The following is a 16702-nucleotide window of genomic DNA, read 5'->3' as shown; positions in this document are numbered from 1 at the left end:
AAGAATGAAAGAAGACATTTTAGAGCAAATTGTAGATGATTATTGTCGAGCAATCGGATACTTTACAACTGCGAATATAAAATACCGCCCTTCCATCGATCATCCGGATTATAAATCAAAGAAAGATTCTGTTCACAGTGATATTGATATCATGGCTTTTAATCCGTTAAAATCGCAGGATGATAGGACATTAGTTATCAATTGCAAAAGCTGGCAAGATGGTTTTAGAACTGAATATGAGTTAAGCAATATAATTAATAATAAAAAAATATCAGGCCGGGATGCAAAGCTTAGATTCAGAGAGCTTACTATACCTAAATGGGCATCTGCTTTACGGAATAAAGTTGAAGAGATAACCGGCTCAAAGAAATTCACATATATTCTTGCTGTGACAAAAATAGTTGGCAACAAGGAAACCTGGGAACAAAATCAGGACTTCCTACAGACTTTAGGTAATCCGATCAAGATGATTTCAATGCGCGAAATGTTTGATTATTTAAGTGAAAATATGACGACTACGCCAGCCGGTTCTGATATCGGTCGCCTAATTCAAGTATTAAAAGCATCGGGATCTATATAATATGTCTGAGCCAAAACGTTTGCTTCGTGGAAAGGAATTCCAGGAAATCGTCAGGAAAGATTTTGCTGAGAACGATAAAAAGAGCGATCTTAGGTTCGAAGAACATCTTAAGCTCTTGAACTCAAAGAGAGGCCGGTTAGATATATTTATATCAGATGTCGGTGATGGGGTTGTTGCCATTTATGAAATTAAAGCCACTAATTGGGACAACATAAAAACAAAGAACATAAAAAAGAACGCCTGGAGCCACCAGCATCAACTATTCAAATATGTTGATATGTATGTTAAAGATAATATTGATGTATGTTTAGGGATCATTTACCCCGAGCCACCCCAAAAAGAAGGGCTCCGAGAAACGATTGAAAATTATCTTGAAAAGTACGGCATACCGGCTTACTGGTTTAACGAAATAAAGAGTAATTAGACCTATCTAATGGAAGATGTTATAATTAGCAATAAAAAGAACTCTTTTTTGGATCCTGTATGTTGGGAATGGATTTCAATTATTAATAGGTTCTGTAGTGAAATAGAAGAAGAAGTGCCCTACTACTATAATGAAAGGTCAAATGTAAGCATATTTGCCGGAGCTCTTTGGCGTAATAATTACCTGGCGATGGAAGAGTTCGGTATTGAAAAAGGAAAAAGAAAGAAATACACAGGCAGGTCAGACTTATGGTTTCAAATTGGGAATACCGATTACTACTGTGAAGCCAAATTTAAATTTGTTTCTTTGGCGAGCAAAGATATCAAATCACAAATAAAAAGCGTGATGGAGTCGGCCAAAAAAGATGTCAACAAAATTGATTTTAAAGATAATGAAAAGAGTATCTCAATGGTTTTTATTTGCCCTCACTTATCAATAAACAACAAAGATATCAATTCTGAGATTGATTCATTCTTAAAGATAATTAAAAAAATTCCAGCCGATGTTAAATCCTGGGTTTTTCCTCAGAATAGACGAGATTTTATAGTTGACAATAAATATTATCCAGGCATTGTGTTGTTATTGTCGTTGAATAATTGATAATCTCATTAAAGAAAATGTAGTCGTCCCTATGCAGTCTTTACTATTTACCCTGAGCTTTTGAGGGGGAAGCTTAGGGTGCTTTCAGCTGATTAGCAAAGAAAATGTAGAGGAGATGGAATTTGATTTATTCAATAGATGAAGGCAAAGTCATTAACTATATTCCACATGCCGAGGAATATGATGTATGGCGTAAAAGGTTGTCGGATTCAGAATATGAAGCAATTGTTGATGAATTAAATAATCGTATTAATAGTACTGAAATACAAACATCAAGCTGGATTCCAGGATCTGATTGGACCGGTACTGTATTTGAACCTATTTATACAAAAGCTTGTTTGAATGATGTAACACAAGCTGGATTGTGTTTCGGATTGATTGTCTGGGTTGTTATGATGAGCCGGCCAGAAACTTGGGCATTCGGTCGCTATGAAAAAAATGGAATTCCAATTCGTGGATTAACATATTTTCAAGTCGATCCATAAAATCAGAGATAACTGAAAGATAATGCAAAAAAGACTTGAAATCCAAGATTGGGAGAAGATGAATGTTCAAACCTATGGCCTTACTAATGATTTAATAGTACCTATAGCAGCCGTAGATATTCAGACTATTGAAAAATTCATTGGAAATATTGAATCGACAATCTCTGGTCGCAAACGTTCAATAAACGCGATTATCGTTAAACCTCATATCCCAAAACAGAATCCAGAGATTCCACTATGGAAAGAAGCTAAAGGTCAGGGTTATTTCAAAAGACTTCATCCAGAAAAACAACTATGGGTTCATGTAGATTATGATAATTATAGAAATGCTTGGAATCAACTTGGCTTTGATAAAATAGGCCGTGAAACCTTCTTAGATCACATTCTAAATCGTGCTAGCGTAAGAATTACAGGGTATAAACATCCTTATCTACGATTATGCCCAATTTCAAGAAGAACAAATACCAATAGCGGATTGAATAAAGGCGCTGAAGGTTGGCATAAAAAAGAACTAAAGAAGCTGAATCAGCAACCTGAACACATTCGAGAAAGAATGATTCGCAGACTCGAAGCTCCCATTGTGCTAGCAGATCCTATTGATATGACAAAAATGTTGGATATCTCACCTGGATTATTTGAACTTCAGGGGGTTGCAGAAATTCTTAAGAAATTTTATAAAGGCTAACACCTTTTATAATATTGACTTTGTATTTTTCCTATCGTATCCTTTTCTTACTTACCATTCAGGAAGAAAAATGTAGTCCCTGTCAGGAAGACCTCTAACAAAGGAGGTTCTCATGAAAAATTATTTCTGCTTATATTTATAATCTTAGCCCCACTCTCGTATGCTCAAAACACAATTACAATTGCGAGTTTTAATATTAGAATCTTTTCTGACAATAGTCGTGATGATACTGAACTCAAATTAATTTGTGATCAATTAAAAGATTATGATTTTATAGCTATTCAAGAACTTCGTGATGAAAAGGTAATTGACCGGGCCATAGAGATGTTAGATGAGTCATTCAATTTAGAATATTCTAAAATAATAAGTCCAAAGATCGGAAATACCCAAAAAGAAATCTATGCATTTTTATATCGCTCAGATAAAGTTGATTATTTAGATTTTGCAAATGTCTATCCTGACCCTAGTAATAACTTTATACGTGAACCTTTTTACGCCAGTTTTATCTCTGGAACCTTCGACTTCACTGTTATCACAATGCATTCCATATTTGGTCACAGTAAGGAGGAAAGAAGAAAAGAAGCCCGGCTATTGGATGAAGTCTATGCATTTGTTCAAAATGAAAACAGTGTTGAACAAGATGTAATATTATGTGGAGATTTCAATCTAAAAGCCTCTGATGCTGCCTTTGATGATCTAAGGAATATCTACTCGATGCAGGAATTAATCAGTGGTGGTACCACGATTAAAGAAAGTGAGTATGATAATATTTGGATCAACAATTCATTTACAAGCGAGTTTGAGGGTTCAACTGGTATAGATAGGTTTGATGAAACTGATTTTGGTAATGATGACAAAAAGGCTTCTTTGCAAGTTAGCGACCATAGGCCCATTTGGGCAAAATTTACAGTCACAAATCCGGATGACGACGGTATAGTGCCAGATGGTGCAGCGCCACCAACAGTTTTGGTAAATATAAATACAGCTACTTCTGATAAACTAAAAGACCTACCAGGTATAGGTGATGTTATTGCATTACGAATAATATCTGAAAGACAAGGCCAGCCTTTCCAGGATATGGATGATTTACAAAAGCGTGTGAATGGCATTGGCCCAGGGTTAGCTGATAAACTTAGTAACAAAATTAGTTTTTGAAATATAGGAGATTCTAATGACAGATAAACATATTGAATATAGGTCAGGATACAAATATCAATTAGCTAAAGATTATCACATTAAAACATCAATAAAGCCTGATAAGGATGTTGATAATCAATTTATTTCATTAGACAGGCAAGGAAATTTAGTCGTTAAAAGCGGATATGCTTGGGATGGTACATCTGGCCCTGTTGTTGATACAAAATATAATCTGAGGGCCTCTTTGGTTCATGATGCTCTTTATCAATTAATGAGGAAAAGAAAGCTTACAGCTAAAAAGCATAAGGATAAAGCTGATAAACTTTTTCGTAGGATTTGTATAAAAGACGGGGTATTAGTCCCTGTGGCCCAGGTATATTATCAGGCACTGAAAGCTTTAGGTAAGCCTTCTACGGATCCTAAGAATGCGAAAAAGATTAAAAAAGCTCCATAAGAAAAGGAAGATAATATCAAAATGAAACTTAAAAATCCTCTAATTACATATTCAATTGTATCTGTTATTAGCTTAATTATAGCACTAATAATGTATCTGCTTGGAGGCAGCTTGGCTGAAGTTACAGGAAATGCTGACAACTTTTATGGTATTGGATTTAAAGCTAGTGGATTCCTCGGTGGGTTTATAATTATCTTTATAGTTTCTCAGTCCATGATTATAAAGTTTTCCAAAATAGAAGAAAAATTAAAGAATCAACAAATTAATTTGAAAGTATATTTAAAGGGCACTCCCGAACCATTCAAAAGAACAATTGAATATAAATGTACTTATACTTTGTTTAATGAAACGTCGGGCGAAAAGAAAAGTAATGAATGCGAGCATCGATGGGAAGCAGGATTTTTAACCTTAGATATTCCTAATATAAATAGTGATGACTTAGTTCAAGTTAGAGTAAGTATTAGTGGTAATAACAAAGAGTGGAGATGTGATTATTTCTATCCCAGAACTCCTGAAAAAGAGTTAAAACTAGTCCAATAATATATAGAAGTAGCTAAAAAATGAATTTAAAAATTAAGAACACATGGAGCTATGTTGGAGACGACAGATGGGATTGGGAAGTCTATTTAGACGATAATGGTAGTGGAGAATTAGCACAAGTAAAATTTGTCGAATATATTCTTCATCCTACTTTTCTTAATCCTGTTCGAAATGTCAAAGATCCACAAAATGGCTTTAGGTTAAAATCAAATGGATGGGGTACTTTTGATGTAAAAGCTTTTATTCATAAAGAAAATGGTGAAAAAGAAAAAGTAATCCATCACCTAAAATTGGAATATGATCCTGAATCTGGAACATCTGACTAATTGCAAATCTTCGTAAGTAATACTCTTTTAATACTTATTTAAATATTTGAGAAATGTAAAAAGCCGACTCAAATGAGTCGGCTAAATAGTTTTTTATTCTTTCCATACATGATTATTAGTTAACAGGCCTGCTAAAATATGGGCATTTACGAATCTCTTGCTCGGGCTAAAACATAGCTTTTTTAACTTTTTTCCATCCATATCATTTATTGATGAATACTTTGTGGCTTGATAACCTAAAATTAATACATTTCGTCCTGCATGTACTCGCTTTTTGAGTTCTGCATAAAGATCTGTTTTTAACACATAATCCAGATATCTAGGAATATAAAACTTCTCTCACTGCTTCTGACCTATTTAGCTTTCTGCCCTCCCAATAGTAATAAAGAGGATTTTTGCGAGTTTGATTCCAATAATCACCAATTTTCAATCTTTCATTTCTTTTGGCTAAATATTCAGCGGTTGGGTTACCATTTTTGTCGACATCACCTTCCCAAACCCTAAGATTATTCCAAAGCGTAAGGAGATTGTTTGCTTTGGGATTAATTAATTCCCCTGTATGTCTCGGTGATAATTTCTGCCACTTATTGTTAAAATACATTTCTGCGGTTATTTTTTCATAACCACGCGGCGGGTTAGGGCTGTACCTTGAGTTTACCCTGTCTATTAAAACTTCACCGATGCAATTGCCAATTTTAAATTTCATCTTATTTTCCTTAATTATATTAAAACAAGCCGGTCCAGATCGAACCGGCTGTTTGTTTGTAATTATTTAACACTGTTTTTTAAAAGATCAATCAATTCAGTCATGTCTTCAAAAGGATCATAGAAACCGGGAGTATGTTTTTGAGTTCTCCTATATTCTCCGACTATACAATCTTCCATAAAATAAGATGACCAATACCAATTACGAACAGCTTCAAAACGCATCCTGTCTTCTTCTTTACTATAGTGTTTTGGTAGTATTAGCCACTCAAGCCATTCATTTACAAAATCATCCAGTTGATGTGTTGTTATTTCTTCATATTTTGAACGAAAAGCTTCTTGCATCTCCTTAGTCTTTTCAATCAGTATTTCATATTTTCCTGCTTCTTTTATGTCAGAAATTGTATCATATATAAATATTTCCGATTCTTCTGGGGTGAACATCTTTCCAAATTTTAAAATTGAGTAATTATTAGAAGAGTTCTCTAAAGCAACTATGACTTGTAGTTCTGGAGAAACTGAGTCATAATCATATTCACTTAGTATTTTTTGTATTTCTTTTCTTGTCATTTTCTTTTTCCTATTTTGTTTATTGTCTTTTTCATTTGTGTTTCCTTTCTTTTAAAGATGAAATACGTCGGTCTGAAATAGACCGCTTTTAGTTATTTATTGGATCAGTCAATAAAGATATTTGTTGTACCCTCCTTTCAATTTTCTCTTGATTTCTTTTACAGTAGTTTTCACCAAATAATATTTTATAGTCTCCTTCCCTTAGTAACAGGTTTGAATAAATTGAATTAAATAAATCAGAGGTAAAAAGATTGGAACTTAATTTGACAGTCAGGCTATCAGTCTGGTAGAAGTTTAAAAATCTGGAACTATTACTTATTAAGTCTTCGTTGGGGATGTAAAAATTTTCAAAAATTCCTTTTAAACCAAAATCAAGAGATATGTATTTTGAAAATCTCTTGAAGCCCAAACATGTTAATATTTTATTTAAGGTTTCTCTGTTAAACAGTTGAAATAGCTGGTGGCGGATTTCAACTAACTTGAGTTGGATTGCATAACCAAGATTTGTTTGATCAATGTGCTTAGATGAACACCAGAAAATATTATCAATTAAGTTCTCTGGAACTACCAATATGCTTTTCTTATCCGTTAGAACTATTTGTTTGAATAAGTCAGCAGAATAAACTGGATTTCTAAAAATTTCTGTAGCCACACTGATTTCATTTTTCGAAAGGCCAAAAGAAACAGCAGTTTGGTCTTTACCAAAATAAAAATCTGCTTGGCTGCTTGATTGATATTTTATCATTTTCTCTCCTTTTGATTTTATTATTGTTGGCATTAGTAAATAACCCCAACAGGCCATCCGTTCGAGGGGGATAACTCTTTTGAAATAAATCGTTTTCTCCACCTTTTTCAGATCCCTTACTTTATTTGTTTGCATACAGATGCCCTCATTTTTAATTTTATTCTTGCGACTTATTCGGGGAATCATATTCTGCAACTTTGGTTTATCATTCGAGGGAGATAATTGCTTTTAAATAATTCATTTACCCTCGCTTATAAGGATAATTATGGACTTATCTGATTTAGCAGTAATGCTCGATTTATTAATAGAGAGGGTTGATTTGTCCCAGGATGGTCAAACAGAAAAATTCAGAAGCGAGATAAAGAAATTAAAGAATGATAAGTTTAAATTAGACTTTAAAACTGATGACTTAATGAACGATTCTTTTCCAAATGTTTATTTAGGCCATTTAATCAAGCTGAATCAACTTGAAAGTTTTTCAGAAAATAGGTTTATTCATTACTTAGGCTTTAAATCACTCTTTCCAGAAAAAGAATATATATATTCAGGTTTTATTGGCTCTGATGATAGATTTCTCATTCGTGAAAAAATTAAGCGCCTAAATGAAAATCGGATATATAATGATACTTTGGAAATAGTAAAAAGTAGTTTATCCGGAAATAAACCAATAGAGGTTGATTATTTTTTAGACCAAATCAATAAGGTAAAAAACGATGGGCATCGTTCTTTAAAAGATAGTATTACCAATCTTGAAACCAAATCTGGGATGAAACTATTAGAAGGTATTTTTCAGTATTATAGCCATAACTTTGCACCAGACTCCTTCAAAGAGCTCTTTATTGAATTATATTCAAAAGTTCTTTCATTTTATGAAAAGGGACAAATAGGTAATATTCAGAAGGATAAGAGATGGAATAACTTTAAAAAACGCTATTTAGGTATTGCTGATTATTTTAGAAAAACAAAATGGCACTTTAAAAGGGATTTTATCGTGTTAGACTTAATGTATTATATACTTACAGAGTATCGTAGAGCTGTCAGGAAAGACCAAATAAGTAAAATTATGCTTAACGAAAAAGAAAAACGAGTAAAAAAGATAGAGCTTCTGAAAAAATATATTGAAAACAACAAGTCTACGGTGCTTAACATATCAACCTTCGATCAGATAAATTATATTCAAAATTTGCTGAAAGAAATAAAAAATATTCAAAACCAAGTTGATTATATTGATTTAATTTATTTTAACCACCCTAAGTCTACACTTAAACACGGCCGCCCCAAGCTTACATATGAATATTCTTTCATATTACAATGTTATGATTTCGCATTAAAAATAGATTCTATTAAGAATGCAAAAGAATGGACATCAACCTTTTTAAATCTAATTATTAGAATAAACAATGAAGTTAATACTGCTGTAAATATTGATGAGATGTACTATTCACGAACTCCAGAAAACATTAAAGATGTTGTAAAAGAAGCAAGAAAAATAAAGGAAGATGTTGATATTCATCCTATATTTAATTAAGCTTTTTGCAAGTGATACCTGAAAAGGTATCCAATCTGCTTATGGCGGATAAAGCACAAGGCCACTTAGTTTTTTTAGGTGGCCTTTTTTCAAACTTTTAACAATCCTGCTGTTTCTAATTCACTCATTAAATGATGGAAGTGAGTAACGGCTACTAATTCATCTGTTATTTCCCGGCCAAGGACTTTTAATATAGGTAGAAATTCTTTATCCCATATGGCCCTGTATTTTTTCTGCATTCCTCTATCAAGCCCTTGTGTTTGCAAAAGCCTTAGCACCATCTGGCGCAGTCGAGGCAAAGCAAATGCTCTTCCACGCTCACGTCTTAACCATACATCGGGTGTTTCTGTTATTTCTTCATAATAAGTGGTTAAAGAATCAATATCTATCAACGTTAGTTTTTTAGTATTCGCATCAAAACAGTAATTGCCATCACGTGAGTCCCACCAGACGGTTCCTTTTGTCCAGAGCGGGATAATGATATTCAGAAATAACTGTTCGACTATCGGGCGAATGTGCGCCGGTTCGATCGCATTCTTTATCTGGAGATATTCAAGGCTATCACCGGAGATCCACTCCTGAATTATATAGTTTCTATCTTTATTGTAGCGATCTGCACGAATTATCTTTTGTACATTATCGCTTGGAAGTCCGGGAAGTTTCTCAATATCCTGCAGGTAAACTGCCATTGCCCTATTTGCCTGACGCCGGCCATCATCATTATTCTTATAGATTTTAATACCTAAATCACATTCATATGGATGAATGACCGTAGCCGCGAATCTTCCGGGTGGTGTAGCTTCGGCCATATCGCTATCATTTAGTTCAAGCATATCTTTTGCAATTTCGGCAATTTCCATTCTTTCATTGTTATTCATTGCTGTTTGTGAAGAAGAATTCCAATCAAATTCTTCATATTTTTTCCAGTTAATATTCAATTGTTTTTATGGTTAAAAAGACCGGCCCTCAGACCGGTCATAATTATTATTTATTGTAAAACACTCGGTAGTTGTTTCCAGGTTTGGCCATCTAACAATAAGCCACCTTTTACATTTTTAATGCTCGGATCAAGTGGATCGGGATTGTTCTCAGCCCTGCCCCATTGACGGAAATAAAAAGGAATATTTGCCTCAACAGACTTATCCCTGAGCTCTCTCAGCCATTCTATCTTAACAGGCCTTACATCTTCTCCACCAGATTCTCCGCCAACCAAAAGCCAATCAATGCCATCCAGCTTTAAGTTGTTCAAAGAGCTTAACAGCGGCTTTAAGGATAGGTATTTATGAAGAGCCCCTGTTTGTTTTAGCAGGTCAGCGCGAAACTCATATTTATCGCTTTCTATAGTAACACCCATAATAATATTATCAGTCCAGTTTATCTTCTCATTCAGTTCCAGAAGCCTCTCTGCCCTCTTGGTTACAACCATAAAAGTATGCTGTTGCGCTAAATTCATTGTTTCAAAAACCTTGAGAATGAATTCATCTGTTGCATTTTCATGAAACAAATCAGACATGGAGCAAACAAAGTATTTTCTGCTCTTTTTTACTTTCAGAGGCTTTTCCAGTAAATCATCATGCATTTTAAATCCAAAGCCATTTTCATATCTGGGATTATTCCAGCTCGCCAGTTTATTAGCCATTCTTTCAGCATAACAGTTCTTGCATCCGGCACTATATTTCGTGCAACCGGTAATTGGGTTCCAACGCTCTAATCCAATTCTATCTGTATTACTTTTCTTCATTTATTTAAATCCTTTTGTTTCTGCCAGGAGACCGGCCAGGACAAGTTCGTGTCCGAAGGGCCTGCTTAAATCTCTTAGCCATTTATTTAATTGTTTACCATCTTGGTTTAATGTCGCATCATAATCGCGGCCATCATAACCAATAATTTGAAGGTTCATGCCTTCATCTAATAAAGCCAATAGTTCTTTATAAACCTGGCTTTCACGTACTAACTCGCTATAATTCTTTACATATATTTCCTCTCTTGCCTCTGTATAATTAAGTTTTCTTCCCCGCCAATAATGAAATAAATAGAGCTCATTACTTTTCACTCTGCGGTGGGCGACCGTATCGGCAAATCCTTTGTTTCTTCTGTCAAAAAAAGCTTCAGTTGGTTGACCATCCTGGTCTATTTCCCCTTTAAATACTTTGGAAAACTGCCATAAATTCTCCATATTCTGGGCCTGAGGGGTTGAACTTGTTGGACCCAGTAACATGGGCGACAAGCCCTTAAACCTTGCTGGCCCTCCTGATGTTACATCTATGTTCTTATAGCCTTTTCGGCGCGGATGAGTTTTGATCCCTTTGCTGCGAAAATGTGGTTTTTTAGCTACCGCAACATTTCCTCTTTTTCCATTTTTTCTATTTTCCTCTTGTGCTGTTTGAATTGATTTTTCGTGTTCTTTACTCATTTTATGTTTATATCTCCTTTCTTTTTTCCAATTTACTGATATCAAAAAATCTATTTAGGTCATTACTATGATCTTTATTTGTTCCTTTTTGACCTATTTTGTTTTTTCTTGTATTTGTCATCCTCAATCCTATGTTTTAAATTTCAACAGTGTGAAGTATAACAAAGAGAATTGGTTTATTTAGGTCAATTAAGGTGCTTCTTTTGGCATGTTTTTGACCTAATTCGATAAGGGAGTCTATTTTGGCGAAATCTAACTATAGTTTTTTTATTTCTGATGAGCAGGAGATTAAAATTGATTTGGGGGACGAGTCTTGGGAAGAACGCTGGTTTTTATATAGTGAACTGATAAAGCCTCTTAGTGCTCCAAATGGGATTTCTATGGATACTCCTAAAGATGAGGCAATCTTTCGATTAATTGAGATATATGATAAAAAACTGCTAAGTATTTATGATAAGAATGTGTCGCGGGAAAGCAGAAAAAGAATGGAAAAGTTCTACTCTCATATTGAAACAAAAATTAATGAGCTAACTGCTAAAGAAGGTTTGAATCAAGAATGTCGTAAGGAAATTGAAGAACTTAAAACAAACATGGTGACAGCTAAAGAAAAAAATTCGGTAGGAATTTGGAAAGATCCCTTGTATGCCTGGATTTTTAATTTATATAATCATTTATTACTACATGCATCTAAAATAGAAAAAGATGATGCTCTCTCGTTTACATCAAACCCGGGAATACATGGAGAACGCTTGTTCAATACCAGGCTTCAAAAATATATTGATGGAAGAAGTAAGGCTTCATATAGACAGCTCGCCAAAGAAAAAGATAACTTATTACTTGAGGCTTTAGAGCATGCGGATAACCCTCAGATGAGCATTGATAATTCTCAAACCAAAGATTTTATAGCTGATTTTTTATGTAATTTTGAAAGCTGCTATAGCCATCTTATTAGTATACCAAGGTTCTTTTTTGATGAAGATGATGATGGTGCCAGAAGATCTAGATCTAAAAAAGTTCAACGTATTATTTATAAAACATATGCTGAAAACTTGAAAGAAAAACTTCTTAATGAATTAGGAGTTGGATATGACAGCAGGAAAAAGAAATTTTATTATAAATAAAGGCCCCTGGATTTCAGAGGCTTTTAATTAGATATGCGCAACAGCATCTGCCGGTGCAATACTTGGAGTCTTTTTCCAATCTGGTATTTGCTTGTAAGGACTGCTGGGTAGTAAATCTTCTTTCTCAAGATAATAAACCGGAATGTCTACTCCCAACTCGGAATAATGAAAATCACCAAATCCGTAAACTATGAAATTTGTATTGATCCACTTATAATAATCATCAAACTCCTCTGTGGTACATTTGAAAATTCTTTTTCTAACCCAATATGTTTTCATCTTTCTCTTTCTCTATAAAATAATTCTCGGTGATCTTCCAATTGCCCGTTTGGGCAGCTAAGGCTAAAAAATCAGGTAAGGGACGTTTCCAACCTTTTTCCCGGGCCAGGTGCCAGATTACTCTGGGGCTGGCGTCCAATATTTCTCCTGCCTGATATATACCATGTTTAATCCAGGTCTCTTTTATATAAGACTCCGGATACGCCTGTAATAGGTGATATTTTTGCGAGTTCTTGTGAATGCCGCTCTTTCTGTTTTTCGGGTAATTGTGTTTTCGTTTTTCTTTGATTTCGATTCCATGAGCACGTAGGTGCTTCTTTACATGGTCTTCAGAAATTTTTAGAGTTGTCGCTATGTCTTTTACGGGCCATTCGTCCCATGTATAAAGTCCCATTATTTGATCCATATTTATTCGGTCCTAGGTTTACTTATTAATTGTTAATTGATGACAGCAATGACAGGTAAAACGTGTCATTTTCAGGTTCTTGTAAATTTTGTGTTTTTTTCATGATTTTTTATTTTATTTTTTCTAACAATTTTATGTATTTAGCTGTCACACCTGACACCGCCCTTTGTTAGCAGGGGTTTAGCGATGACAGGTTGATGACAGCGGTGACAGCTATTATGCATTTTCTTACACTCTAAATCTCCAGTCTTACTTTTTTCAGCAAATTGATGACAGCTAATGCCCTCTGGTGACAGCTTGGTGACAGGTTAAACTGGAAAAGCTGTCACCCCCAAAAGGGTAAACAGGGTAAGTAGGGCAGCTATTTTTGTGTTATTCCCTGCGTTTTTAAAAATATATTTTTTATAGTTTTTTTATTTTTTCTAAAAACCTTAATATTAAGTAAATAACCTGCCCTTCCTGCCCTATCCCTTATATAGCAATGGTTTGACAGGGTAGCAAACAGGGCAAGTACAGGGTAGGTAGGGCAGCAAAAGCACCCTAAATTTCCAGTTTTATTAATGTTTTTGCTACGCATCTCTGAAAATGAAAAAACAGGGCAGCTTCTATGAAAAAAGGGCAGCTACAGGGCAGGAAAAAGGGTATGTACATGCCCTATTCCTTTCATATATATTCTACCATTTGATTTCTGTTCTCCAATATCAAATTCTGACTTTAAGGTTTTATAGAAGGTTTTTGCATTCATCTTATGTTTGTACCCACTATCATCACACCACTTCTTATAAGTCATATATAACTTCGTCCTTTCTACCCTTTCTGTTGTACACAGCGTACATTGATCATTTACAAACTGTAAAGCAGAATTATTCTCTGTCTTATAATCATTCAATGCCTCTAATGAAGAACTTGGAATCGTCAGCTGTTTGTTCTGCAACACTCTCTTTAAACCCTCCAGCATCCAGTTCAGAATACCATCCAGCTCATCCTCAATAATCCCATCAATCTTAAGCGGATCAGCCTGTTTCTGTCCCCCTACGGGGTCAGAAACAAACTCATTATTAAAAACAAGCACGGCAACACGGGTATAATATCCGGCATCCTTAGCCTGACTAAAAGGCAACTTGTTAACTGCAAAAATAAGCCGAGCGTAATTCTTAAAGTTAATCGCTTCCTTATTCTTAACATCCGCTGTAATCGTATCCCTGCCACCTACCAGTTGCTTTATAACCCCATCAGGTACTCTGACAGCAGCATCCTGGTCACCCACAATGTTTGCATGGACGCCTGCCAGTCTTTTCAGCATAAAGCCATCCAGCTTATTTAAGGGCACACTGTCTATATAGGCTTCGCCCATAACTGCCTGGATAATATCCAGTACTGTAGACTTACCATTGTTGGCCTTCGGTCCCCACAAGTAAAACATCTTTTTAATCAATGTATAATCAGGGATAAGAAGGTAGCCCATTATCTCCTGCAGCATACTCTTTTTATCATCCGCATCTTTATCCCCATCAAACAGTTCATCCAGTACCTGAATAAATTCAGGACATTCTGCTGCTTTATGGTAATTGGCGGCCATCTTCTGAAAGCGGTAATCTTTTTCTGCAAAGTCCCTGAATGATTCATCCTGCGCATCTAACAATCCGTTATTGCAGGCAATCACATATGTATCTGATTTTCCCTCTACAGTCTTTGCTGAGACAAAACATTCCCGTCTGACGGCATTAATCGTTTCAGAGATCGTGTGGTTATCCGACCAGGCCTTGATTTCATTATGGATAATGGCTTCCACCTCTTCTTTGGACATCTTCTCCCAGATGCCTTCATTATACTGATAGAACTCTTCCTGGTAGCGCAGCAGTTTATATTTTTCGATTATAAACTCCGCGGCTTTTACTTCATGAATCCTGCCGTTAACAACAAAGGATTTTTCATCATCGATCACATTCACTTTTTTAATCTCTTGTTTTAATGCGGATACTTTTAAACCGGATTCAGTGGAGATACGCCCGACAAGCTTCTCCTTAATCAATGGATTTGAAGAGGTCTTGGCCCGTTTCATCAATTCGCTAAACTTATCCTCATTTTCTGCATCTTTTAGCAACTCATCATTGGTCATCAATCCATTACCACTTCGATACTTGAAAGCAATTGGGCTGTGCTTTCCTATATCTTTCATCAATGGACATGTCCCGCTACACAGCTTCCAGTCAATATCCTGAAGCTTTGAACAGGTGATTGGCTTGCTGTCGAAACTCCTGTAATGCTTTAGGGTTGTTTCTTCCTTATAATCGGACAAGTTTCCAAACAGCTTCTTTACATAGCCTTCATCATCTGTTGTGTTACGAATGATATTGGCTGCCAGCAGTCTTTGATGATGCCCCACTGAAGCATGTGCATAATCATTCTCAATGGCTGTAAAGGTCTCATCCACTGTTTTGCAATGGGTGCGGATGGTATTAATGGTGGATAGATTAAAAATCTTTTGTTTGGCAGGTTTCTTCACCTTTTGCTCATAATAATCCAACATCTCTATATCAATATTCTCGCCTTCTTCATTGATATATACTTCTGCATTATCCGGTGATGGAAAGAAAAATCTACCCGTCTCATAAACAGCCATATCTGAGCCTTCAAAGATTTTGGCATATTTCAACTTTTTAACCGTTTCTTGATCTTTAATTTCCTCAATTATTGGGAAGATCATGTGAAAACGGTCCACTTTACCGAATGTTTCTTTCTTCGTTTTTACGATCTGGTGGCTTTTTGATGTGATGATAATATGATTGTATTTACTAAAACGCTGCCGCGCTTCCTTAATCGTAAATCCATCATCATAATCAATGACTATAAAGGTGGTTTTGAGGTAATTCGCTTGCTTACGAATACCATCTTTCCATTGGTGGGGTGAATAGGAATGTTTGCAAAATATGTTTTTTACATCTTCTTCAGATGTGATATTTACTTTTTCTAAATACCAGTTTGCCGCTACATTCGTAGCATCTGCTTTCTCGTTATTTAACGATAGTTCAAACTCCATGTTAGTTCAACTTTCAAATTTTGGTAAATTCTGTACATAGGTATCCTTTCTATTCGCTGAAATTATTCAAGGCGAATTTTTTGTTTTTGCGATAATATTTCCGGTTATATTCTTTCCTGCATTTAGGACAAAGATAGTTTTTCCGGTTTTCTGTGTTAAAACTTTCCCTGCAATTGGTACAGGTATTCTGACAAGTCATATAGCTCCTTTTTTTTAAAATTAAAATGATTTCAGGCCGAAAAAAACCCTGATAAATCAAGGCTCTTTCCGACCAAAATTTGAGAATTGAGTTTCTCATATTATAGTATAGTTACATCCATTCCGTATGTCAATAGCTAGTTTGTAACTCAAAAAAGATGAAATTAATTAATATATTATAACGCTCCTAAAGTTGAATATTTCTTTCTATTATCCCATTTTTTTTAACTAAATTATATCTATATTTATTACAAAATATTCACAAACTAAGGAACCAAAATGTGGAATAAGAAAATTATAACACAAACAATTGAGCAAAGCATAAAAAAAGGTGATCTGGAAAAAGCTGAAGATGCATGTCTTCTTTCAATATCAAAAGGAGAGCTAAGTAGTTCTGATAAACAATTTTTAAAAAATTCTCTGCTTAATATATCTGAAACTCATCATAATAACTTAAACTTTAGTC

Annotated in this window: 21 protein-coding genes; 12 read left to right on the top strand and 9 right to left on the bottom strand. The window is 34.9% G+C overall.

The window, feature by feature from the left end:
- Positions 1–4: 4 nt before the first annotated feature.
- The 9 genes from HND50_21370 (at position 5) to HND50_21330 (ending at position 5231) form a co-directional block, all read left to right on the top strand.
- The gene (locus HND50_21370) at positions 5–580 is read left to right on the top strand and encodes a hypothetical protein (protein ID NOG47803.1); all 576 of its coding nucleotides are present in this window, start codon (positions 5–7) and stop codon (positions 578–580) included.
- 1 nt (position 581) lies between these two features.
- The gene (locus tag HND50_21365; protein NOG47802.1) at positions 582–1004 is read left to right on the top strand and encodes a hypothetical protein; all 423 of its coding nucleotides are present in this window, start codon (positions 582–584) and stop codon (positions 1002–1004) included.
- Between the two features lie 9 nt (positions 1005–1013).
- Positions 1014–1604, top strand: a complete 591-nt coding sequence (locus tag HND50_21360; GenBank protein ID NOG47801.1) for a hypothetical protein — start codon at positions 1014–1016, stop codon at positions 1602–1604.
- 122 nt (positions 1605–1726) lie between these two features.
- Positions 1727–2089, top strand: a complete 363-nt coding sequence (locus HND50_21355; protein ID NOG47800.1) for a hypothetical protein — start codon at positions 1727–1729, stop codon at positions 2087–2089.
- A 22-nt stretch (positions 2090–2111) separates the two neighbouring features.
- Positions 2112–2774 carry a hypothetical protein gene (locus tag HND50_21350; protein ID NOG47799.1) on the top strand — a complete coding sequence of 221 codons (663 nt, stop codon included), beginning with the start codon at positions 2112–2114 and terminating at the stop codon, positions 2772–2774.
- Between the two features lie 324 nt (positions 2775–3098).
- Complete coding sequence (locus HND50_21345) at positions 3099–3929, top strand: hypothetical protein (GenBank protein NOG47798.1); 831 nt, start codon at positions 3099–3101, stop codon at positions 3927–3929.
- Positions 3930–3945: 16 nt separating this feature from the next.
- The gene (locus tag HND50_21340) at positions 3946–4365 is read left to right on the top strand and encodes a DUF1353 domain-containing protein (GenBank protein ID NOG47797.1); all 420 of its coding nucleotides are present in this window, start codon (positions 3946–3948) and stop codon (positions 4363–4365) included.
- Between the two features lie 21 nt (positions 4366–4386).
- Positions 4387–4905: a hypothetical protein gene (locus HND50_21335; protein NOG47796.1), complete on the top strand. Its 519-nt coding sequence runs from the start codon at positions 4387–4389 to the stop codon at positions 4903–4905.
- Between the two features lie 20 nt (positions 4906–4925).
- The gene (locus HND50_21330) at positions 4926–5231 is read left to right on the top strand and encodes a hypothetical protein (GenBank protein ID NOG47795.1); all 306 of its coding nucleotides are present in this window, start codon (positions 4926–4928) and stop codon (positions 5229–5231) included.
- 319 nt (positions 5232–5550) lie between these two features.
- Here the strand turns inward: HND50_21330 and HND50_21325 are convergent, their stop codons facing one another.
- From HND50_21325 to HND50_21315, 3 genes are all read right to left on the bottom strand, one after another.
- Complete coding sequence (locus HND50_21325; GenBank protein NOG47794.1) at positions 5551–5937, bottom strand: hypothetical protein; 387 nt, start codon at positions 5935–5937, stop codon at positions 5551–5553.
- A gap of 62 nt (positions 5938–5999) precedes the next feature.
- Complete coding sequence (locus HND50_21320) at positions 6000–6506, bottom strand: hypothetical protein (GenBank protein NOG47793.1); 507 nt, start codon at positions 6504–6506, stop codon at positions 6000–6002.
- An 88-nt stretch (positions 6507–6594) separates the two neighbouring features.
- Complete coding sequence (locus HND50_21315; GenBank protein ID NOG47792.1) at positions 6595–7386, bottom strand: hypothetical protein; 792 nt, start codon at positions 7384–7386, stop codon at positions 6595–6597.
- Positions 7387–7516: 130 nt separating this feature from the next.
- On the opposite strand from HND50_21315, the gene HND50_21310 reads away from it, so the two are divergent.
- Complete coding sequence (locus HND50_21310; protein NOG47791.1) at positions 7517–8779, top strand: hypothetical protein; 1263 nt, start codon at positions 7517–7519, stop codon at positions 8777–8779.
- Positions 8780–8868: 89 nt separating this feature from the next.
- Here the strand turns inward: HND50_21310 and HND50_21305 are convergent, their stop codons facing one another.
- The 3 genes from HND50_21305 to HND50_21295 are packed head-to-tail and all read right to left on the bottom strand — an operon-like array spanning position 8869 to position 11192.
- Positions 8869–9717 (bottom strand): hypothetical protein, encoded by an 849-nt coding sequence (locus HND50_21305; GenBank protein NOG47790.1) that lies wholly within the window; start codon positions 9715–9717, stop codon positions 8869–8871.
- Between the two features lie 50 nt (positions 9718–9767).
- Positions 9768–10520 (bottom strand): DUF5131 family protein, encoded by a 753-nt coding sequence (locus HND50_21300; protein ID NOG47789.1) that lies wholly within the window; start codon positions 10518–10520, stop codon positions 9768–9770.
- Positions 10521–11192 carry a hypothetical protein gene (locus HND50_21295; protein ID NOG47788.1) on the bottom strand — a complete coding sequence of 224 codons (672 nt, stop codon included), beginning with the start codon at positions 11190–11192 and terminating at the stop codon, positions 10521–10523.
- Positions 11193–11434: 242 nt separating this feature from the next.
- On the opposite strand from HND50_21295, the gene HND50_21290 reads away from it, so the two are divergent.
- Complete coding sequence (locus HND50_21290; GenBank protein NOG47787.1) at positions 11435–12313, top strand: hypothetical protein; 879 nt, start codon at positions 11435–11437, stop codon at positions 12311–12313.
- Between the two features lie 27 nt (positions 12314–12340).
- Here the strand turns inward: HND50_21290 and HND50_21285 are convergent, their stop codons facing one another.
- The 3 genes from HND50_21285 to HND50_21275 form a co-directional block, all read right to left on the bottom strand.
- Entirely contained in the window at positions 12341–12592 is a 252-nt protein-coding gene (locus tag HND50_21285; protein NOG47786.1) for a hypothetical protein, read from the bottom strand.
- Positions 12573–12998, bottom strand: coding sequence for a hypothetical protein (locus HND50_21280; protein ID NOG47785.1), 426 nt, complete (start codon positions 12996–12998; stop codon positions 12573–12575). The genes HND50_21285 and HND50_21280 overlap by 20 nt, the downstream gene beginning before the upstream one ends.
- 622 nt (positions 12999–13620) lie before the next feature.
- Entirely contained in the window at positions 13621–16038 is a 2418-nt protein-coding gene (locus HND50_21275; GenBank protein ID NOG47784.1) for a hypothetical protein, read from the bottom strand.
- A gap of 477 nt (positions 16039–16515) precedes the next feature.
- Here HND50_21275 and HND50_21270 point away from each other — a divergent pair.
- The coding region (locus HND50_21270) for a hypothetical protein (GenBank protein ID NOG47783.1) at positions 16516–16702 on the top strand (187 nt) is incomplete at its 3' end.

The sequence above is a fragment of the Calditrichota bacterium genome (genome assembly GCA_013112635.1).
GTDB lineage: Bacteria > Calditrichota > Calditrichia > Calditrichales > J004 > JABFGF01.
This window is presented reverse-complemented; position numbering and strand designations above follow the sequence as displayed.